Source organism: Candidatus Polarisedimenticolaceae bacterium (assembly GCA_036275915.1).
Lineage (GTDB): Bacteria > Acidobacteriota > Polarisedimenticolia > Polarisedimenticolales > DASRJG01 > DASRJG01.
The window spans coordinates 396,952-416,464 of record DASUCV010000022.1 but is presented as its reverse complement, the minus strand read 5'-3'; the positions used below and the strand labels follow the sequence as shown (position 1 = coordinate 416,464).

At 68.3% G+C, this 19,513-nt stretch carries 15 protein-coding genes; 7 read left to right on the top strand and 8 right to left on the bottom strand.

Translation table 11 applies throughout. From position 1 onward, the window contains the following. Positions 1-58 precede the first annotated feature (58 nt). Positions 59-1,270: an amidohydrolase family protein gene (locus VFV19_18545; GenBank protein HEX4826306.1), complete on the top strand. Its 1,212-nt coding sequence runs from the start codon at positions 59-61 to the stop codon at positions 1,268-1,270. 52 nt (positions 1,271-1,322) lie between these two features. Here the strand turns inward: VFV19_18545 and VFV19_18540 are convergent, their stop codons facing one another. After that, entirely contained in the window at positions 1,323-1,799 is a 477-nt protein-coding gene (locus tag VFV19_18540) for a peptidylprolyl isomerase (protein ID HEX4826305.1), read from the bottom strand. A gap of 229 nt (positions 1,800-2,028) precedes the next feature. Here VFV19_18540 and VFV19_18535 point away from each other — a divergent pair, with 229 nt between their 5' ends. Continuing rightward, positions 2,029-2,487 (top strand): hypothetical protein, encoded by a 459-nt coding sequence (locus VFV19_18535; protein HEX4826304.1) that lies wholly within the window; start codon positions 2,029-2,031, stop codon positions 2,485-2,487. A gap of 20 nt (positions 2,488-2,507) precedes the next feature. Here VFV19_18535 and VFV19_18530 read toward each other — a convergent pair whose 3' ends face one another. Next, positions 2,508-2,951, bottom strand: coding sequence for a MarR family winged helix-turn-helix transcriptional regulator (locus VFV19_18530; GenBank protein ID HEX4826303.1), 444 nt, complete (start codon positions 2,949-2,951; stop codon positions 2,508-2,510). A 30-nt stretch (positions 2,952-2,981) separates the two neighbouring features. Between VFV19_18530 and VFV19_18525 the strand changes: the two genes are divergently transcribed. Further along, positions 2,982-4,754 (top strand): chloride channel protein, encoded by a 1,773-nt coding sequence (locus VFV19_18525; GenBank protein ID HEX4826302.1) that lies wholly within the window; start codon positions 2,982-2,984, stop codon positions 4,752-4,754. Here the strand turns inward: VFV19_18525 and VFV19_18520 are convergent. Both VFV19_18520 and VFV19_18515 read right to left on the bottom strand, forming a co-directional pair. Beyond that, a complete protein-coding gene (locus tag VFV19_18520; GenBank protein ID HEX4826301.1) occupies positions 4,751-5,812 on the bottom strand; it encodes a sensor histidine kinase in 1,062 nt (353 codons plus the stop codon). The genes VFV19_18525 and VFV19_18520 overlap by 4 nt on opposite strands. Then, positions 5,809-6,567, bottom strand: a complete 759-nt coding sequence (locus VFV19_18515; protein HEX4826300.1) for a LytTR family DNA-binding domain-containing protein — start codon at positions 6,565-6,567, stop codon at positions 5,809-5,811. Before VFV19_18515 ends, VFV19_18520 begins: the two co-directional genes overlap by 4 nt. Positions 6,568-6,682: 115 nt before the next feature. Here VFV19_18515 and VFV19_18510 point away from each other — a divergent pair, with 115 nt between their 5' ends. From VFV19_18510 to VFV19_18500, 3 genes are all read left to right on the top strand, one after another. Beyond that, positions 6,683-7,492, top strand: coding sequence for a hypothetical protein (locus tag VFV19_18510; protein ID HEX4826299.1), 810 nt, complete (start codon positions 6,683-6,685; stop codon positions 7,490-7,492). Between the two features lie 51 nt (positions 7,493-7,543). Beyond that, a complete protein-coding gene (locus VFV19_18505; protein ID HEX4826298.1) occupies positions 7,544-8,620 on the top strand; it encodes a hypothetical protein in 1,077 nt (358 codons plus the stop codon). Between the two features lie 96 nt (positions 8,621-8,716). Continuing rightward, positions 8,717-10,789: an alkaline phosphatase D family protein gene (locus VFV19_18500; GenBank protein HEX4826297.1), complete on the top strand. Its 2,073-nt coding sequence runs from the start codon at positions 8,717-8,719 to the stop codon at positions 10,787-10,789. Between the two features lie 3 nt (positions 10,790-10,792). Here VFV19_18500 and VFV19_18495 read toward each other — a convergent pair whose 3' ends face one another. The 4 genes from VFV19_18495 to VFV19_18480 form a co-directional block, all read right to left on the bottom strand. After that, complete coding sequence (locus VFV19_18495) at positions 10,793-11,566, bottom strand: phytanoyl-CoA dioxygenase family protein (protein ID HEX4826296.1); 774 nt, start codon at positions 11,564-11,566, stop codon at positions 10,793-10,795. Between the two features lie 125 nt (positions 11,567-11,691). Next, positions 11,692-13,335 carry an MFS transporter gene (locus tag VFV19_18490; GenBank protein HEX4826295.1) on the bottom strand — a complete coding sequence of 548 codons (1,644 nt, stop codon included), beginning with the start codon at positions 13,333-13,335 and terminating at the stop codon, positions 11,692-11,694. 18 nt (positions 13,336-13,353) lie between these two features. Continuing rightward, complete coding sequence (locus tag VFV19_18485; protein ID HEX4826294.1) at positions 13,354-14,568, bottom strand: M28 family peptidase; 1,215 nt, start codon at positions 14,566-14,568, stop codon at positions 13,354-13,356. Further along, positions 14,568-15,146, bottom strand: a complete 579-nt coding sequence (locus VFV19_18480) for a hypothetical protein (GenBank protein ID HEX4826293.1) — start codon at positions 15,144-15,146, stop codon at positions 14,568-14,570. Before VFV19_18480 ends, VFV19_18485 begins: the two co-directional genes overlap by 1 nt. A 159-nt stretch (positions 15,147-15,305) precedes the next feature. Between VFV19_18480 and VFV19_18475 the strand changes: the two genes are divergently transcribed. Next, positions 15,306-19,484 (top strand): S8 family serine peptidase, encoded by a 4,179-nt coding sequence (locus tag VFV19_18475; protein HEX4826292.1) that lies wholly within the window; start codon positions 15,306-15,308, stop codon positions 19,482-19,484. Positions 19,485-19,513 lie beyond the last annotated feature (29 nt).

Genomic DNA, 19,513 nt, shown 5'->3' with positions numbered 1-19,513 from the left:
AACAACCAACCGTCATGGTTTCATCGATGAGAGTTGGACCCAGGCTTAGACTCCGCGCATGCGCCACGTCGCCGCCCTTCTATTTCTATGCACCACCGCCGCTTTCGCGGACCCGATCGTCATCCGCGCGCCGCGGGTGATCGACGGGCGCGGGCACGTGCTGCGGAACGCCGCCATCGTCGTGGACGGCGGGAAGATCGTCCGGGTCGATGCCCATCCGAAGAAGGCGGACATCGATCTGGCGCACGCGACCCTCATGCCGGGCGGGATCGACACCCACGTGCACATCGGCTGGCACTTCGACGCCGACGGCCGCTCCCATTCCGGCGACGAGACGGATCGCAAGGAGACGCCCGAAGAGAGCGTCCTCTACGCGGCCGAGAACGCATACGCCACGCTGATGGGCGGCGTCACCACCGTGCAGTCCCTCGGTGCGCCGGTCGACAAGCCGCTCCGCGACGCCATCGCACGCGGTGTCCTTCCCGGCCCGCGCATCCTCACGGCCATCGACCCTCTGTCCGACGAGAAGCTCACCGTGGATGCGCTCCGTGCGCAGGTGGACAAGGCGGCGGAAGCAGGTGCGGACGTGATCAAGGTCTTCGCATCCGAGAGCATCCGCACGGGCGGCGGCCCGACGATGTCGCAAGAGCAGATGGACGCCATCTGCGGTGAGGCGAAGCAGCGCGGGCTCCGCGTCGCCGTGCACGCGCACGGCATCGAGAGCGTCTCGCGCGCAGTCCGCGCCGGGTGCACTTCCATCGAGCATGGAGCGCTCGTCGATCAGGCGACGCTCGACCTGATGGCGGAGCACGGCGTCTACTTCGATCCCAACACCGATCTCGTCTTCCGGAACTACTTCGAGCACAAGAGCCAGTTCCTGGGGACTCCGGGCTACACCGAAGAAGGCTTCGCGGCGATGGAGAAGGCGGTGCCGCGCGTCCTCGAGATGTTCAAGAAGGCGATTCGAACGAAAGGCCTGAAGATCGTCTTCGGGACCGACGCGCTGGCGGGCTCGCACGGCCGCAACTTCCAGGAGCTCGAGTACCGCGTGCGCACGGGAGGGCAGTCCCCGATGGACGCCATCACCTCCGCCACCTCCCTCGCCGCGGAATCGCTTCGCCTGGGCGACCGGATCGGCAGCCTGGCGCCGGGCTACGACGCGGATGTCATCGCCGTGCAGGGCGATCCCCTCGAAGACATCGGCGCGCTCGAGAAGGTGGTGTTCGTGATGAAGGGCGGGAGAGTGCTCGAATCTCGCCCGCAGAACTAGGGATGATGAGGCGGCGGCGAAGCCCGCCGCCTCCACCACGACCCTGGACGAGCTACTTCAAGCGCTTGACGATGTGCCAGCCGTAAGGCGACCGCGCCTTGTCGTATGACGCCATGCCGATTTCTCCGACCTGGAGCGGGAAGCCCGCGTCGCCGAACGCGGCAACCATGCGCCCGCGGGCATACTCGCCGGAAGCCGGCGTCACGCCGTTGTTCGCCATCGAGTAGATCCCGGGCGGCGAATCGTCGGTGTACTGCTTGACGAGGGCGTCGAAGTTCTCGCCCTTCTTCGCGCGAGCCAGGATGTCCTCCGCCAGCTTCTTCGCCTCGTCCTGCGTTCGGGTGATGTTCTTGCCGGGGACGCTGCCGATGAACCCGATCAGCACGTGCTGAATCGTGATGTGGTCGGGCTCTTTGCCGGCCGCGGCCGCGGGCTCAGGGGCCGCAGCGGGCTTGGGCGGCGGGGGAGTCGCGCCGGCCGCGAGCAGAAAAGGCGCGGCGAGCAAGATCGCGAGAGTGCTTGGATGCATCCATTCCTCCGAGTGAGTTGGGTCCGACAGGCCGCAGACTCTACTCCCACGACCCCGCGCGAGAGAAGCTTTACGTTGCCGCCGCTCCCGCGCCGACTCATCAATAATCCCAGGGCGTCGTGATCGTGGCGGCCGCGGAAACGCCTTGACCATTTTGCAATTGGCGGTAAAGGTAGGGTTCTCGGGAGTGGTCGTGGCAAACTCCAGAGATCTCCATACGGGGGCTTCCATGATTCGAAACAATCGGCTTCGAGCGTTCGCGCTGCTGGCGGTCGCGACACTCCTGGCACCGGTGTTTGCGAGCGATCTGACCGTCGGCCACTTCTACTCGGAGATCGCGAAGATCAGGCACATGCCGGCGGTCGACGCCTCGTCCGTCGAAGCCGGCTTGCGCGCGGCGGGGTTCAAGCTGCCCGCGCTCGCGTTGAACAAGGCGTTGACCGAAGGCGACGTCATCGGGATTTCGAACGCCATGGGAATCCACGTCACGACGCAGCGCCCGTCGCAGCCGTTCGGCGAACAGGAGCTGACGGTCTTCTCGGCGGTGTTCGGCCAGCAGCTGAAGGGTGCCGCGGTCGACGGTCATGGAATCGTGTACCAGGTGAACGGGAACAGTCAGGGACAGAACAACAACAACCAGGGACAGAACAACGATCATCAGGGTGATAAATCGCCGTCGCACCCCTGACCGGCCCGGCCGGCACCGCCTCAGCGACCGCGCTTCCTCGGCCGGAGATCGGCGAGCAGGAGCTCGATCTGAGGTGCGAGGCGCCGTAGCTCGTCCCGGTGCGACAGGGCGAGCCTCTCGAGCAACGCCTCGCCGCGACGGGTCAACACCAGCTCGACGCGGCGGCCGTCGTCGGCACCGCGCCTCCGGATGACGAGGCGCTTTCCGGCCATGCGATCCACGAGCCCGACGACGCTGTGATGCCGGAGCTGTAGGCTCTCGGCGAGCGCGCCGATCGTGATCCCGTCGCCGGGGAACCCCTTGATGGCGATGAGGGCCTGATGCTGGCGGGCCGAGAGCCCCGCTTCGGCCGCCGCGTTCTCGCTGAATCTGAGGAAGGCCCGGAGCGCGTGCCGGAAGCCCGCGAGCCTCTCGTATTCGGAGCGCGTGATGCCCGTGGCGTCCTCCGCGGCTGCACTTGCCAATCGCCGTCGCGAATCATATCGTAACGCGATATGAATCGAGTGGGGGGCGAGGATCGACAGTCCGATTTCCGCGTCGACCGGCGGCTCATGCTCTTGTCGCTGCTCGCGGTTCCCGTCGGTGCGCTGAGCGCCGCCATCGCGCGCGCCTTGCTCTGGCTCATCGCGCTCATCACGAACCTCGCGTTCTTCCAGCGGCTGTCGACGTCCCCGGCGGTCCCTCAGGGCCATCATCTGGGCGCCGGTGTCGTCCTCGTGCCCGTTCTCGGCGGTCTCGCCATCGGCCTCATGGCGCGGTACGGATCGGAGCGGATCCGCGGGCACGGCATCCCTGAGGCGCTCGAGGCCATCCTGCTCGGCCGCAGCGTCATGGATCCGAAGGTCGCCGTCCTCAAGCCCGTGTCGTCCGCGATCTCGATCGGAACCGGCGGGCCGTTCGGCGCCGAAGGTCCGATCATCATGACCGGCGGTGCGTTCGGCTCGATCTTCGCGCAGCTCTTCCGCCTCACGGCCGCCGAGCGGAAGACGCTGCTCGTGGCCGGAGCCGCGGGAGGGATGTCGGCGATCTTCGCCACTCCGGTGGCGGCCGTCCTGCTGGCCGTCGAGCTGCTCCTCTTCGAGTGGAAGCCTCGCAGCTTCATCCCGGTCGCGATCGCGTCGGTCGTCGCCGGCCTTCTCCGCGTGCCGATGCTCGGGTCGGGTCCGATCTTCCCCATCCCTCCGCACACGGGTCTCGGCCCGATCGATCTGGGTTGGGCGCTCGGCATCGGTCTCGGCGCGGGCCTGGTCTCGGGCCTCCTGACGATGATGGTGTACGCATGCGAGGGCAGTTTCGAGCGGCTGCCGATTCACTGGATGTGGTGGCCGGCGATCGGCGCGCTCGCGGTGGGCCTAGCGGGGTGGATGGACCCGCGCGTGCTCGGCGTCGGATACGACTCGATCCACGCGCTCCTCCTGGGGCAGGTCCTCGGCACGGCGCTCGTCACGCTTCTCATCCTCAAAGCGGTGGTCTGGTCGGTCGCGCTCGGATCGGGGACCTCGGGCGGCGTGCTCGCGCCGCTTCTGATCATCGGCGGCGCGCTCGGCGCGCTGCTCGGCGGGCACATCCCAGCGGGAGGCGCGGGACTCGGAGCGGCCCTCGGCATGGCCGCGATGATGGGCGGCACGATGCGCTCGCCGCTCACCGGCACCGTGTTCCTGCTCGAGCTCACGAACGACGTCAGCGCGCTTCCGGCGTTGCTTCTCGCCGCCGCGGCGGCGACGGCGGTCACCGTGCTCCTGATGCGGCGATCGATCCTCACGGAGAAGCTCGCGCGGCGGGGGCAGCACATCGCCCGCGAGTACAGCGTCGACCTCTTCGAGCTGACCCGCGTGGGCGACGTCATGGACGAGGACGTGCCGGCGGTCCTCGCGGGAACGACGGTCGCGGAGCTCTCCGAGCGGATCGGAAAGAACGATCCGGCGGTGGCCAAGCGCCAGGGGACCCTCCTCCTCGACGGAGACGGGAGGCTCTGCGGCATCATCACGCGAGGCGACATCGTGCGAGCGCTCCGCGTGGACCCGGCCGGCGCCATGACCGTGCTCGAAGCCGGCAAGCGCGACCTGATCGTGACGTTTCCCGACGAGCCCGTGCACGACGCGATCTCGAAGATGCTTCGGCACGACGTCGGCCGCCTTCCCGTCGTCGATCGCGGCGCGCCGGAGCGCGCCGTCGGCTATCTGGGCCGCGCCGGGATCCTCGGCGCGCGGCAACGCCACCACGAAGCCGAGGAAGTTCGCGAGAAGGGGCCGTTCGCGCTCGGCTAGATGGCTCGGCGCGGAATCAGCAGGGTCGCCTCGGTTCCGCCGCCCGCGCAGGGCGCGAGCTCGAGTGTTCCGGCCGCGCCGTAGAGACGCTGCAATCGCGCCCTCAGGTTCGCGAGGCCGATCCCGCCGGGGGCGGAGGCGCGCCCTTCACTTAGCCCTACGCCGTCGTCCACGACGCGCACCGAAAGGCCGCGGTCGCGCTCGGCCACCTCGACCACGATGCGCCCGGGCCCGCTCTTGCGCGCGATGCCGTGGACGATGGCGTTCTCGACCAGCGGCTGGAGGACGAGTGCCGGCACGAGCCTTTCCGGATCGACGTCGACGCGCCACAGGACCTCGAGACGATCGGAGAACCTCACCTTCTCGATGTCCACGTAGAGCCGCGTGAGCTCGAGCTCCTGCGCGAGCGGGATCTCCTGGGTGTCGGCCGTGCGGAGCGCCGCGCGGAGCAGCTCGGCGAGCTGGATGATCATCCGCTGCGCGGCTTCGGGATCACGGTCGATCATCGCGACGATCGAGTTCAGGGTGTTGAACAGGAAGTGCGGCCGGAGCTGCCCTTGCAGCGCGCGAAGCTGCGCCTCGACGAGGTCCCGGCCCAAGCTCGCCGCCGCGAGCTGCTGCGCGCGGTATGCGGCGCTCCAGCGGATCGCGCCGTGAGCGACCACGATGCCGCAATAGATCACGGTGAACAGATCGCCCCACAGGCGGACGCCCACGGCAATCGTGCTGCCGAGGGGCATCGGCTCTCGGAGGCCGCTGACGACCTCCACGCCGGTCATCGCGAGGATCTGCAGCACGACGACGATCGCGCACAACGGGATGTGGACCGCGAGCGCCCGCCCGACTTTGCCGCGCTCGAAGGGGAATCGATCGCCGACGGCGAAGATCAGGAGCGTCGAGAGCCCCCACGGCAGCCAGAGCGCGAGCTGGATGAGGAGGATCTCGCCGGCGGTCATGTCGGGACGGACACGGGAGGGCACGAGCTGCATGCCGAGCGTCGCGACGGCGGCGGGCACCGCCCAGAACGAGATCAAGCCGAAGCGCGCCCAGCGCGTCATCGCCGCTCCCGTAGGCGCGCTTCGAGCTCGTCGCGATGATTGCGGCTGACCGGAAGCTTGGCTCCGCCGTCGAGCACGACCAGCTGATCGCCGCCCGACCACGCGCGGACTTCTCGCAACGCATCGAGCGCGACGAGATAACGACGGTGAATGCGGGCGAACCGCGTGGGATCGAGCCGTGCTTCGATCGAGGCGAGCGTCCCGCGGATGCGCGTCGGTCCCTCCGCCGCGTGGAACAGGACGTGATTCCCCGACGATTCGATCCATCGCACGGCGTCCAGCCGGACGACGACCGAGCGGCCCGCGTCCTTCAGCACCAGGGTGGGTGAGTTCTTGGCGGCAGACGCGAGGAGGCCGCGCAACCTCTCGGCTTCGCCCAGGATCTCGCGCGACCCGATGCGATCCTCGACCTTCCTCCACGCCGTGCGGAAGCGCGCCTCGTCCACCGGCTTGAGGAGATAGTCGAGCGCGGCCGCATCGAATGCGGCGAGCGCGTGCTCGTCGTAGGCGGTCACGAAGACGGTAGCGGGCATCCGCTCCGGCCCGATCACGTTCACGACCTCGAAGCCGCGGCGCCCCGGCATCTCGATATCGAGGAACACGACCTGCGGCGCGTGCGCCCGAATGAGGGCGATCGCGTCGTCGCCGTCGCCGGCGTCCCAGATCGTGGCGCCGGGCGCTACGCGGGACACGAGCTGACGCACGCGCTCGCGAGCGAGGGGCTCGTCGTCGGCTACGAGGACGCGCTCAATCATGCCTGGAGGGAAATATACCAACCGGTCGAGCGAAGGCGATCACGGCTCGTCACGCCCGGCTCACGTCTCGTCCCACGGCACGCGCAGCGGGCTCGTTTTCGCGTATCCCTTCGCCATGCGAACAACACTCTTCACGACCCTGATTCTCGGGTGGTCGATGACCGCGCTCGCCGATGCCGAGTACGTGATCGCCGACACCCACGCGGACGTCGTCCTGAGCCTCGACCCGCACGAGACGCTGGTCTACATGAACACCTTTCCCGTCGACCCGTCGGGACAGTACATCGACCTGATCCGCACGTCGTACGGGCGGGTCTTCGGACCCAGCGCGTTGAACGGCACCCCGGTGAAGATCTTGCTGTACGAAGACCCCGACGGCGGCTCGCCGCAGAACGCGACGCTGCTGTGGTCGCAGGACGCCGTGGTCGCCAACGGCAACACGGACACGCTCAACCAGTACGTCGTGCCTCACGTGCTCGTGCACGGAACCCTGGTGGCGGCGATCTACTTCCAGAATACGAAGACGGCTCCGGTCTACATCACGCCGCTCGACACGACGGCTCCGACGTACTCGCAGCAGTCGTACTTTGGCTACGTCGGCGCGTTCGAGACGCTCGACCCGGCGAACCTGTCGGCGATCCCATTGGGGCAGTTCATGGCGCAGGAAGATTCCGGACCGGCGGGAAACTACCGGATCGAGGCTCGGGGCCGCTCCGACGACGGCATCGCTCTCACCGTGTCGTGGCTCGTCAGCCCCGATACTCTGCGGCTCACCTGGACGGGAGGGCAGCCGCCCTACGACGTCGAGCGCGCGTCGCAGCCCGACTTCTCCGATGCCGTGGTGATCGCTCCGGGGGTGACGTCGACGACGTACGACGATCCGGTGGCCCCCGACGGGCCGACGTGCTTCTACCGCGTGCGATAGCGGTTCCGAAAACCATTGGTATCGCGCGGGACTCGCGCGAGAATCACGGCCATGCGTCTCTTCCGGCTCTTCGCGGGCGTGTGGCTCCTTCTGGCGTGCTCGAGACTCATCGCCTCCGAATCGGCGGATTCAAAGCCGCCTCCCGAAACGCCGGCCAAGCGTTCTCCTTGGCTCGCGGTGCCGATCGTCTCGTCGAACCCCAAGCTCGGCACCACGGGCGGGTTCCTGGCGGCGTATCTGCACAAGTTCGACGCCGACTCGCGCGTCTCGCTGTTCGGCCTGACCGCTCAGTACACGACGACGCATTCGCTCGTCGCCAGCGCCTTCGCGCGTGCGTCGTTCGGCGCGGATCACCATCGTGTCATCGGGATCCTCGCGTTCGGCGACATCAAGAACGACTACGACGATTACCTCGGCACCGGTCAACCGCTCAAGACGAACGACAACCTCTTCGCGTTCGGCACGCGTTACCTTTACAGGTTCACGGGCAACTGGTTCGTCGGAGGGCAGGCGTCAGTTGCCAACTACCAGGTGTTCGGCGACTCGGAGGCCGACGACCTGACGCTCGACACGCTCGGTGTCGTCGGTTTCAAGTCGGCGGGCGTGGGCGCCGTGATGATGCACGACTCACGCGACAACCAGGACATGCCGACGCGCGGCTGGTTCGCGAACCTCAACAACGTCGCCTACCGCGAATGGCTCGGCGGTGACGACAGCTTCGACGTCTATCGCCTTGACACGCGCGCGTTCTGGCAGCACGGCAAAGGCCACGTCTTGGCCGTCCGGCAGTTCAATCAGTTCACCGTCGACGCGCCCGGAGCCGCGCAGGCCACCGTGCAGCTCCGCGGATACAAGTTCGGCCAGTACCTCGCGAAGGACATGTCGTCGATCGAGGCCGAGGAACGATTTCACATCGCGACGCGGTGGGGCGCGACGCTGTTCGTGGGTGGGGCCTGGCTGTACGGCGGCGAAGTCGCCGTGACGAGCAGCGAAGGGTTCTATGGGTCCTACGGCGGAGGGTTTCAGTTCATCCTCAAGCCGGTGCAGCGCATCCTCGCCAGCCTCGAATACGCCCACGGGAACGCCGACAACTACGCCATCATCTTGAAGCTCGGTTACGCGTGGTGAAATCCCGACCGCGGTAGCACTTGGAACGGCTGGAACTCTTCCAAGCGTCGAACTTTGTTCCCCGACTTTCGTACACCGTGACAGTCGAGGGACAACATGAAGCTCAGCCGCCGAGAGTTCATTTATCAAGCCGCGCTGGCGATGGGCGCGTCGGTCGCCTGGGGCGGCCGCGTGCTGGCGACCCAATGGCGCTGGAACGAGCGCCGCGACCTCTATCCCGAAGGGGTCGCGTCGGGCGACCCCGACTTCGACAGCGTGATCCTCTGGACCAGGCGACCGTTCGAGGGTGGCGGCACGCAGACCCTCACGGTCGAGGTCGCCGAGGACCAGGCCTTCCGCCGCGTCATCGCGCGGGCACCCGCGATCGTGTCGGCCGCTTCCGACTGGACCTGCCGCGTGCTCGTCGGCGGCCTTCATCCTGCGCGCGAATATTGGTATCGTTTCACCGACGCAGACGGGCTCGGCAGCCGGATCGGGCGGACGATCACGGCGCCCAAGGATTCCGACACGAGGCCGGTGAAATTCGCGTTCGTCAGCTGCCAGAATCCCACCTGGGGCTCGATGGGTGCGTATCGCCGGATGATCTTCGAGGACGAGAGGGCCGCACCGGAAGACCAGCTCGGCTTCGTGCTTCACCTCGGCGATTTCATCTACGAGCTCGTCTGGTATCCCGAGGACCGTCCGAAGGGGTACTACGATCGCAAGATCTACGACATCTTTCGCATTCCGAACGGCGAGAAGGTGTCCAACTTCCATATCCCGACCGACGTCGAAGGGTACCGCACCATCTATCGTGCGTACCTGCACGACCCCGACCTGCAGGACGCGCGGGCACGCTGGCCGTTCGTGGCGATGTGGGACAACCACGAATTCTCCTGGCAGGGCCGGCAGGGCCTCGTTCAGGTCGGCCCCGAGCCGCGGCCCGGCCAGACGGTCAAGGTCGCCGCGAATCAGGCCTGGTTCGAATACTTGCCGGCCCGCATCATCAAGCCGAGCGGTCCCTCGCTCGAGACGTTCGACCCGCCGAAGGTCGAGAACGTCGCGATCGAGAAGTTCGACGATAACGGACTGGGTCTCGAGCCGAACAACCTCATCGCCATCCGTAGCCTGACGGCCTACCGCGTGTTCCGCTACGGCCGCCACCTCGACCTCTTCATCACCGACCAGCACAGCTACCGCAGCGAAAACCCGATAACCCATCCGGACCTGGGCAAGATCGCCGTCGACTTCCCGAACATGTTTCCGCAGGAGACCGGAGAGATCCTGGATGCCGGCCGGACCTACGGCGGCGGCAAGCCGCCGGCCGAGATCCGGTTCGGTGACGTGCACATCGCCAATCCGCGCAAGGACGCTCCGCCGCAGACCATCCTGGGGGCCGAGCAGAAGGCGTGGTTCAAGGAGCGCCTCAGGCGGTCTCGCGCGACGTGGAAGATCTGGGGGAACTCGATCGGCACTCCTGACGAGCGCGCCGACCCGCAGAACTTGCCCGAGGGGATCATCGCCCATCCCTGGCCCAAAGACGCCGGTTACGCCAGCCTCGGCGGCGGCGACTTCGGCGGCGCCTACGTCGAGCGGGGGGAGATCTACGATCTCATCCACGACGAGCGCATCACCGGCTTCGCGATCGTCTCGGGCGATAAGCACAGCTTCTGGGCGGGTTATGCCGCCAAGGAGCTCCCGCCTCGTCCCTTCGTACCGGTCGGTCTCTCGTTCGTCGGCGCGTCGATCACGAGCCCCGGCGGGGTCGAGGCGAACGAGCACAATTTCCCGAAGGACGAGCCGCTCCGGCCTCTCTTCCTGGCCGATCGCCCCGGCGCCGACAAGCCGGCGCCGACGATCAACATGCTGCTGCTGCACGGAGTGCGCTCGTGCCTGGAGTACGCCAAGAGCGGCGATCTCGCGAAGGCACGAGCGCTCTCGAACCCCGACAATGCGCCGCACCTCTCGTTCGTCGACCTGGGCGGTCACGGCTATGCGACCGTTCGTCTCACCGCGGCGGAGCTGCGCACCGATTTCGTCTGCATCCCGCGTCCGATCGCACGCAGCGACCGCCCCGACGGCGGACCGCTTCGCTACCGCGTCTCCCATGTCGCAAAGCTTTGGCGCCCCGGCGAGCGGCCTCTCCTGGAGCAGCGCGTGATCGAGGGAGATCCCGGGCTGTCGATCTGAGGCTTACGCGGCGTCGCCTTCGACGGTCAGCAGCCGGCCCGCGCCTTCGCCGGGGTAGACCCGCGAGTTGGCGCCCGGATAGGCGAAGCCGTTGATGAACGTGCGTCGCGGATGGGCCGAACGATTGGGCAGGCTGCGGTGGATCGTGTACGGCCCGAAGAGGATCACGTCTCCCGCGCGCGGCGTGGGCGCCACCGCCTGTGACGGATCGACGGTCGACGGAAGTGCGCCGTCCGTGAGGCCGAGGTGGCCCAGGCGGCCGCTGCCACGGATGAACTCGATCGGGCCGCTCTCCGCCGTGACGTCATCGAGCGCCGTCGCGATCTGAACGTAGCTGCCGCGGCCGTTCACATCGCACCACTCGGCCTGGCCGTACCGGCGGTGGGTGCTGTCCTGATGCCAGGGGAACGAGACTCCATCGCCCGGAAGCTTGAAGTGCGCCTGGTTGATGAGCTGGCTCATGGTGCTCGACCCGAGCAGCTGGGCGGCGAAGTGGACGAGACGTTGGTCGCACCCGAAATACGAGAGCACGGGCGCGGCCGCGCCACACCAGACGATCCGGTGAATGCGAACGCGCGGCACGTCCCCTGAGGTTCGCTCGACGACGAATTGCGAGCCGCGAAGCATCGTGGGCGCCGCGAGCTGCTGCGCCAGGCGTTCGAGGCGATCGAACGCGCTCTGCATGTACGCCACTTCCCGCGCCGAGAACACCTGGGGCACGACGACGAATCCGTCTTCGAAGAACTCTCGGACTTGCTTGTCGCTGAGCTCCCGCACGCACAGGCCTCTCTCGGAAGCATGTACGGTGCATCGAGCGCCGGTTCGATATCGAGATTCGTAACCCGGGAAAACGGCGGCTCTTGGTTCCCGACTTCGCCAAAAATCGCGGATCTAACCCGCCCTCAGCATCCGGTTCGCTGCTCGACGGCGCGCACCGCTGCCGCTGCCGATCGCGGCGACTCGGGCGTGATGAAGTGCCGCGTCGTGATCGCCGATCCGCCGCGGGTCAGGTCGCGGACCCGCTGCTCGACTGCCTGGTGGGCGACCGACACGCGTTCGTGACTGCGAAGGTGATCTGCCCAGGTCTCCTCGATCCAGGTCTCGACGAAGCGCGACGGCTCTGCCGTGTCCTGGAACAACCACCATTCGATCGCGCCGTCGCGCCTCCGGCTCCGGCCGAGCTCGGCCACGATCGACCGGAATTCGTCCGTGCGCGACGCATCGACGACGTACTCCACCTGGACCATGACCGGTCCCCCCTCGAGCGAAGGGTCCCCGGCCACGACGGGGTCGGCCCAGTGCCGCGCCGGCGTGAAGTCGATCGCCGCTCCCGCGATGCCCCGGAGCCGGACCGCGGCCGCCGCGCCGAGGAGAAGTCCGGCGGCGATGCCGATGTACGCGGCGCTCAATCCGCGACGCGACGCGACGAAGCCCCACAGCGCGCTTCCTCCGGCGATCCCGGCTTGAAACACGATCAGGTACACGGCGAGCGCGCGCGCTCTGACCCACGGTGGCGCCGCTTGTTGGGCTCCGAGGATGAGGGTCGAGAGCACCGAGATCCAGGCGACACCGCCGAGGAGCATGACGGGGCAGAGGACGGCGAGCGTGCGGGACATCGAGGCCGTGAAGGCGACGCCCGCGAACGTCACGGATCCCGCGGCGACGAGCGTCGCGAACGAGGTGCGCGATCGTACCCGCGGCAGCAATGCGGCGCCGGCCACGGCCCCGACGCCGAGCGAGCCGAGCAGGGATCCGAATCCGATCGCGCCGTGTCCCGTCTCGCGCCCCAGGACCGGCATCAATCCCATGATGCCGCCGCCGCACGCCATGAACAGGAACGTGGCGAAGAGCACGCGGCGCAGCGCATCCGAGTAGCGCGCGAACCGCAGCCCCGCACGGATGGCGCCGAGCATGCGCTCCGCCGGGAGCAGCGATCGAGACCGCTCGCGCCGCCATGCGAGGATCACTCCCACGACGCCGAAGAACGAGAGGGCGTCGAGGGCGAAGACGCCGCCCGGGCCGAAGGCGGCCACCACGAACCCGCCGAGCGCGGGTCCGAGCGTTCGCGCGATGTTGACGCCGACGCCGCTCACCGTGACGCCGGCCTCGAGCTCCTCCTTGGGGAGGATCTCGGGGACGACCGCGTACCAGGTCGGATCGTTGAACGCCGTCGCGATGCCGAGCGCGAACGCGAACCCCAGCATCATCCAGGGCGACGCGGCGCCGAGCACCGTCGCGACGGCCAGCCCGCCCATCACGAGTGCCATCGCCAGCTGCGTGACCATGAGCAGCCTGCGGCGATCGACGATGTCCGCGAGAGCGCCGGCGGGAAGGCCGAGCATGAAGAACGGCAAGCTCTCGGCGGTGACCAGGAGGGACACGACGAGCGGGGACGGGGTGAGCGACGACATCAGCCACCCCTGGGCCACGTCCGACATGTACGAGCTGACGTGCGAAGCGGTCGAGGCGATCCAGAGCGCCCGGAAGACGCGATGCGTCAGAGGACTCCACGTCGAGCGCGCGGTGCCGATCGACGGCTCGGTCATGCGCCTACTCTGACGAACCTAAGGTTTGCTGCGCGCCGCAGCCGGCATCGCAATGGAGCGCTCGCCGTTCTTTCCGACCGAGCGGACCGCGAACTCAACGTCGTCGATCGTGCGGGCCGGGATCGTCACGGGTCCGGCGGCCGCGACCGTGCTCACCACCGTCCACCGGAAGTCGGTCGTCGCCCGCGAGAGGACCTCGAACGACGCTCTCTGCGCGTCGTCCGGTGCTTCGAACGTCACGGTCGAATCCTGCTTGACGATCCCCGTCGCGTAGGCCGAGGTCGGCGGCGCGGGCGCGTTCGCGAGGCGCAGCGCCGATTCGGCGTTCACGTGCGCGACCCTGGCGACGAACTTGAAGTCGACGAACTCGAGATTGTCGCCGTACGTGACGCCGCCCTCGACGCGAAGATTCTGGTGCTCGTGCCGGTAGTCTTCGCGCGGCTCGGTGAAGCGCACCGCCGGAAAGCCGCCCTCGAGAAAGGGCAGGTGGTCGCCCCCACGTCCGAAGCGGTCCTTCCGGAAGATGAGCCGGATGAGGTCGCGACCCGCAAACTCGTCGAGCCAGACCCCGAGCTGCCGCGCGGGCGCCTTGTCGTCGTCGCCGCAGTAGAGCCGCATCCGTTTGTCCGAGGCACCGTTGATCGCGCCGACGATGTCGTTGTTCAAGACTCCGCCGACCGTGTACCCCTCGGTCTTCACCCACTCGAAGAGACGCTTCCCGCCGAAGAGCCCCTGCTCCTCGCCCGCGAGCGCGGCGAGGACGAGCGTCGCGCGGCGCGGACGTCCAGCGAGGAGGCGCCCCGCCTCCATCGCGACCGTCGTGCCGGACCCGTCGTCGTCCGCACCGGGAGCATCGCAGGCCGCGTCCATGACGTCGGTGCAGCGCGAGTCGTAGTGCCCCGAGACCACGAACACCGTCGACCTGAGAGAGGGATCGTGGCCCGGAAGGACGAGGTAGACGTTGTCGAGACCGATCGTCTTCCCTCCCGTTCGCTCGCCCGAGGTCTCGAAGTGGTCGACGACGACTTTCGCGTCGGGATCCACCTTGGCCGACTCCTTGAAGTACGCGGCGATCTTGTCCCGCGCGCAGCCGATGCCGCGCTTGGGGTCCGACGAGCTCGAGATCGTGTGGCGCGTGCCGCACGCGACGAGCGATTCGTCGATGGCTCGGACGTCGTCCGCCTTGGGCGTCGGAACGGACAGGGCCGCGGCGAGGAAAAGGGTGGCCGGCATTACTTGGAGGGCGGAACCTTCTCGACGGAGACGGCCAGAGCCTCGGCGGCGGTCACGATGACCGTGTCTCCGATGTGCGGCTTCAAGAGAACGGCCGGATCCTGGACGCGGACGGTGAGGTACCTCCCCTTGGGTCCTCTGAGAGTGACCGTCTGCGAAGGACGATCCAATCCCTCGATGGTCGCGACCACGCGCACGGTCCGCGCGACGCCGGCGCCGGGCGCTTCGCCCTTCGGCGTCTTCGCGGTGTCGTTCATCACGACGTACGGCTGCGCCTTCTCCGCGTCCGTCGGCGCACGCAGCTCGGCGGCGATGCCGATGTAGTACTTCGCCGTCACCTCGTCGCCGACTTTGATCTCGTCGAGACGCTTCACGCTGTCGTCGACGACGACCGTCTCGACGTTGCCGAGAGGCCCCTTCAGGGTCACCTCACGCTTGGCCGGGTCGATCGCCTCCACCTTCGCCGTGACCGAGACGAGCTGCTCGAACGCGCCGGTGTGCTTCGCGTCGGCGGCATGGAGCCCCCCCGCGGCGGCAACGGCGGCGAGCGCGGAGAAAGCCACAATCCGATAGGTCATCGTTTCCTCCCGTCCATGACGGACCGCGAGATCCTACCCCAGTCCCGTTCGCTCATGGCCGAGGGCGGGCGACCGGCGTACAGTCTTGAGGAAACGCGCGGGTCATGTGGCGCGTAATCATTGGCGCAAGGTCGATTCGAAGACTCAAGGGGGCGTCCCATGGCAACGTGCTCGCCGCGCGTCGTGTTCTCGCTGGCTATGATCTCGGGCCTCGTGCTCACGTCGGCACCCGCACCGGCGGCGGTGCCGAGCGGCCCGGCGCAAAAGGCGGTCGCCCGTCGCGCCGGAGGCGTCGCGGCGACGACCGGGGACACCTTCCGTCTCTACGACGGCTCGACCGTGACGCTGGGCGCCGACGGCTTCGGCGCGCGCACCGACGCGAACGGGCGGATGCATCCCATCACGATGATGCGGCCGGCGGGCCGGTCGGCGATGGGCGGCTTCGGGCCCGACGCGCGATCGATCGTCAAGCGCGCTTCGCTGCCGGAGCGCGGCCGGTTCGTGCCGGGCGAGCTGCTCGTCGCGCTCGAGCATCCGGCGACCGGCAAGGTGGACGCTCTCACCGGCGACCCTGCCGCCGATGACGCCCTCCGCGGCGTGGGCGCGATCTCCGCGCGGCCGCTCGTCGCCGGGAATTCCACGAAGACGAGCGCGAGCCCGAGCCTCGATCTCTCCCGGTTCTTCGTCGTGCGCACGACCGCGGCGGATCCCCAGGCCGCCGCCGAGAAGCTGCGCGGTGCGCCCGGGATCGCGTACGCCGGTCCGAACTGGATCGTCTCGTCGATGGCGCTCGAGCCGCACACGATCCCTGCGTGGGTCGCGGACCGCGCTCGCTCCACGAGCGCTCCGCCGGAGACGTTCGCCGCGCCGCGCGCGGCGACCGTTCCCGTGAACTACGGTCTCGCGTCGTCGTTCCAGGCGCACCTCAATGCGGGCGGCGTGAACGCGGTCGGCGCGTTCGACATCCTCGGCCGCCGCTACGGCGCGCTCCCCGGCGACGGCGTGATCGTCACGAACGTCTCGATCGGCGATCTCACCGACCAGTCGATGGCGGACGCGGGGGACTTCTACGTCCAGAACTTCGGGCCGACGACCGTCGTGACCGGAGGGCAGCGCTACCTGGACATTCCCTCGATGCCGCTCATCCCGGCGTGGGGCGCGGCGCTCGACGGAACGCTCGACCCCGTGGCGCAGGTGGAATTCGTCGACCCGTTCCTGAGCGAAGTGCTGCTCGATTTCGCCGTGATGGCTCCGCTTCCGCACGACCGGCAACGTCCTGAGGCGACGGGCAGCGGGCTGACCGACCTGCTCGGCATCGCGCCCGGCGCCCAGTACCGCTTGATCGTTCCCGAAGAGCCGACGATCGCGAACATCCTCTCGGCGATCGTCGCCGCCGCCCACCAGCAGCCGCGGCCCGACGTGATCACCGCCAGCCTCGGCTTCGGCTTCGATACCACCGGGTTCCCGGCCCGCTACCTCGAGGACGATCCGGTCGTCCGCGCGGCGGTGCGATCGATCGTGAATGACCTCGGGATCGTGGTCTGCATCTCCGCGAACGACGGCACCCGTGCGTTCACGCCCGCCGCCATCGGTCCCGACGGCGGCAGCGCCCCGACCGATCTCCCGACCGCGGGATCGAGTCCGACGTCGGTCGATCAGATCGCGGCGTCGACCGCCCCCTCGCGTCTCGACGACAGCGGAAGCTTGGACGTCGGCGGCTCGACGCTCGACGACATCTTCAGCGGGGCCGGACAGTTTCCCGCGACCCGCTACAACGGCTCGACCGGGTTTTCGAGCGGCTTCGGAACGCGCGTGAACCTCGCCGCCGCCAGCGACAACATCCCCGCGTTCGTGCACTCCTGCGACGGGATCGATTGTCCCCCGAGCGCCGTGATCCCCGTCCTCAACGGTGGAACGTCGGCCTCGACGCCGATGGTCGCCGCGGCGGCGGCCGTCGCCATCCAGAGCGCGCGGCTCGCCGGCCGGCCATTGACGCCCGCGCAGGTCCGCGACGTTCTCGCGCGGACGGGGAAGAGCTTGCCGAACCCGCCGCAGTCGGTGGTCCCGATCTCCGTCGGCAGCCAGATCGACGTCACCGCCGCCGTCGAGTCGATCCTCGGCGCCGACGCCGCGGCGTCGATCGTGCGGCTGTCCGTCGCGCACCGGCAGGCGCTCAGCGATCTCGGCGCCACGTTCACCGAGGCGACCGATCCGGGCGCCATCGATCTGGCCGGCCCGCCGATGGACTTCGAGCCACCGTCGGGCCAGAACCTGACCGGTCCGATCACGATCGCGGCGGACGTCGTCGCCAGAGGCGCGGTCTCGAACCCGACCTACGTGCTGACGATCGGGCAGCAGACGTTCAAGAGCACGAGCCCGTCCTTCCGGCTCGTCCCGTCGCAGATCCTCGCGGCGGCAGGGCTCCCCGTCGTCTCCACGAATCCGCGGAACGTGCCGGTCAACTTCCAGATCCGCAGCGGCCAGAACGTAGCCGCTTCGCGTGGCGTGACCCTCACCTTCGGACCGACCGACGGAACCTACTCCGATGCGTTGCCGCCGGTCGGGCCCGCCGTGGCGACCGCAGGGAAGCCGTTCAAGGTGACGTACGACCTGACCCACGTCCGTCAGGTGAACAAGCCGCGGCTCATCGTCTCGTCGGTCGATCACTGGAGCCCGGCGGCCGCGCCCCTGTTCCGCAACGAGCGGATCATCCCGATCAGCGCCAGCGACACGCAAGTGACGGTGCCCGCCGATGCGTTCACCGGGGGTGCGGGGCTCTACGGCATCGGCATTCAGCAAGACTCGGTGGAAGGGGTCTACGGCTGGTTCGTCCCGATCCGCGTCGTGGCCGCGTCGGGCGATGCGCGCCCGCCGGCTCCCATCCTGACGGTTGCAGGAGGCACGCCTACCTACAACGCGACGGTCTCACGCGCAGCGCCGCAGTTCTCCGTGCAGTGGGATGCGAGCAAGATCGCCGGGGCGACGGGTGCGGTACTGGAGATCTCGGCCCCGGGGCAGACGCTCTACGGGTCGATCAACACCTTCACCAACCAGAACGGCGACCGCCGGGACAACGACGGCGTCGACGCGGGCTCGACACTCTGGCGGCCGCTGCCCGGTGTGTCCGGAACGACGACCCTCGACGCGGCGGCGCTCGGCTTGCCGTCTTCCCTCATGTACTCCGCGCGGATCCTGGCGACCGGGGCCAAGGGTGCCGTCGTCGGATCAGCGTCCGCGGTCTCCGGCCTCGAGTTCGACGACGGTCTGACGCCAGGCGGCGCGACGATCAACGACTTCGACGTCGTGCCGGGAGGCGGATCGATCGTCGCGACCGCCGGGTTCGATGCCTTCGGCAACCTCGCCGACAGCGCGCTCCTGCGGTACGACCAGGGGCAAGGTCTTTACGGCGCTCCGATCGCCGACGATCCCTCGGGCCAGTCCATCTATTACATGTTCGGCAGCGACACGTCGCTGCACCGCACCGTGACGATCCGGTACGACTGGTTCGGCACGCTGCAGAACGTCGAGTCGTTCGACTCGCTGACCGGGAACAAGCTGGCGAGCGTCCCCGTCGATGCCGGCACCGATTTCTCGATCATCGGAGGACGCGTCGACTCGAGCCGGCATCGCGCGGCGCTCCTCGCGTGGAGCGGCAACGACTTTTCCGACAACGTCCTCCCGTTCCACACCGACACGGGAACGCTCGACGCGGCCATCTTCGCCGACGCCGGCACCGACGACCGCGGGACGTTCACCACACTCGACGTCGACGCGGCGTCCGGCCACGCCCTCCTGGCCTCGATGGTCTGGGGCGATCTGTGCATGTTCTTCGACACGTTCGCCGGGGCGGTCGATCTCGACCAGAAGTCGGCGTCGCCGGTCGCGACGGTCCAGAACTGCGTCTCGGGCCTCGCGGCGGACAATGCGGGCCGGCGTGGCTATCTGACGATCGGGCCGATGTTCGCGTTCCCGCGGCTGTTCCCTCCGGCACAGCTCCAGACGTTCGACCAGGGATCGCTGCACACCTCGCCGCTCGCCGGGCTCGGCCCGCGCTCGCCGCTCTTTCCGGTCGTCGATACGAGGAACGGCCTCTTCATCGCCGGCTTCGTCGCGCAGGACAGCTATCTGGTCGACAACAACGCGATGAGCGCGATCGGGGTGTTCAATTCCAGCTCGGGCAGCCCGATCAGCATCCTGCCGACGTTCAACTACCTGGCGCAGCTGTTCGGCAACAACGGCTTCGTCGGCAACGAGCGTGGGATCCAGCTCGATCCCGCGACGCGGACCGGGTGGACGTACGGGCCGGGAGGGGTGCAGGTGCAGCGGTTTCACTACTGATGGATGGGAACGAAAACGGCGCCAGGGCC

What these genes read in the sequence shown, in the direction of transcription:
- VFV19_18490 (HEX4826295.1), bottom strand. Translation starts at nt 13,335, where the DNA reads ATGACCGAGCCGTCGATCGGCACCGCGCGCTCGACGTGGAGTCCTCTG.
- VFV19_18540 (HEX4826305.1), bottom strand. Translation starts at nt 1,799, where the DNA reads ATGCATCCAAGCACTCTCGCGATCTTGCTCGCCGCGCCTTTTCTGCTC.
- VFV19_18525 (HEX4826302.1), top strand. Translation starts at nt 2,982, where the DNA reads ATGAATCGAGTGGGGGGCGAGGATCGACAGTCCGATTTCCGCGTCGAC.
- VFV19_18475 (HEX4826292.1), top strand. Translation starts at nt 15,306, where the DNA reads ATGGCAACGTGCTCGCCGCGCGTCGTGTTCTCGCTGGCTATGATCTCG.
- VFV19_18500 (HEX4826297.1), top strand. Translation starts at nt 8,717, where the DNA reads ATGAAGCTCAGCCGCCGAGAGTTCATTTATCAAGCCGCGCTGGCGATG.
- VFV19_18510 (HEX4826299.1), top strand. Translation starts at nt 6,683, where the DNA reads ATGCGAACAACACTCTTCACGACCCTGATTCTCGGGTGGTCGATGACC.
- VFV19_18480 (HEX4826293.1), bottom strand. Translation starts at nt 15,146, where the DNA reads ATGACCTATCGGATTGTGGCTTTCTCCGCGCTCGCCGCCGTTGCCGCC.
- VFV19_18515 (HEX4826300.1), bottom strand. Translation starts at nt 6,567, where the DNA reads ATGATTGAGCGCGTCCTCGTAGCCGACGACGAGCCCCTCGCTCGCGAG.
- VFV19_18505 (HEX4826298.1), top strand. Translation starts at nt 7,544, where the DNA reads ATGCGTCTCTTCCGGCTCTTCGCGGGCGTGTGGCTCCTTCTGGCGTGC.
- VFV19_18485 (HEX4826294.1), bottom strand. Translation starts at nt 14,568, where the DNA reads ATGCCGGCCACCCTTTTCCTCGCCGCGGCCCTGTCCGTTCCGACGCCC.
- VFV19_18535 (HEX4826304.1), top strand. Translation starts at nt 2,029, where the DNA reads ATGATTCGAAACAATCGGCTTCGAGCGTTCGCGCTGCTGGCGGTCGCG.
- VFV19_18520 (HEX4826301.1), bottom strand. Translation starts at nt 5,812, where the DNA reads ATGACGCGCTGGGCGCGCTTCGGCTTGATCTCGTTCTGGGCGGTGCCC.
- VFV19_18545 (HEX4826306.1), top strand. Translation starts at nt 59, where the DNA reads ATGCGCCACGTCGCCGCCCTTCTATTTCTATGCACCACCGCCGCTTTC.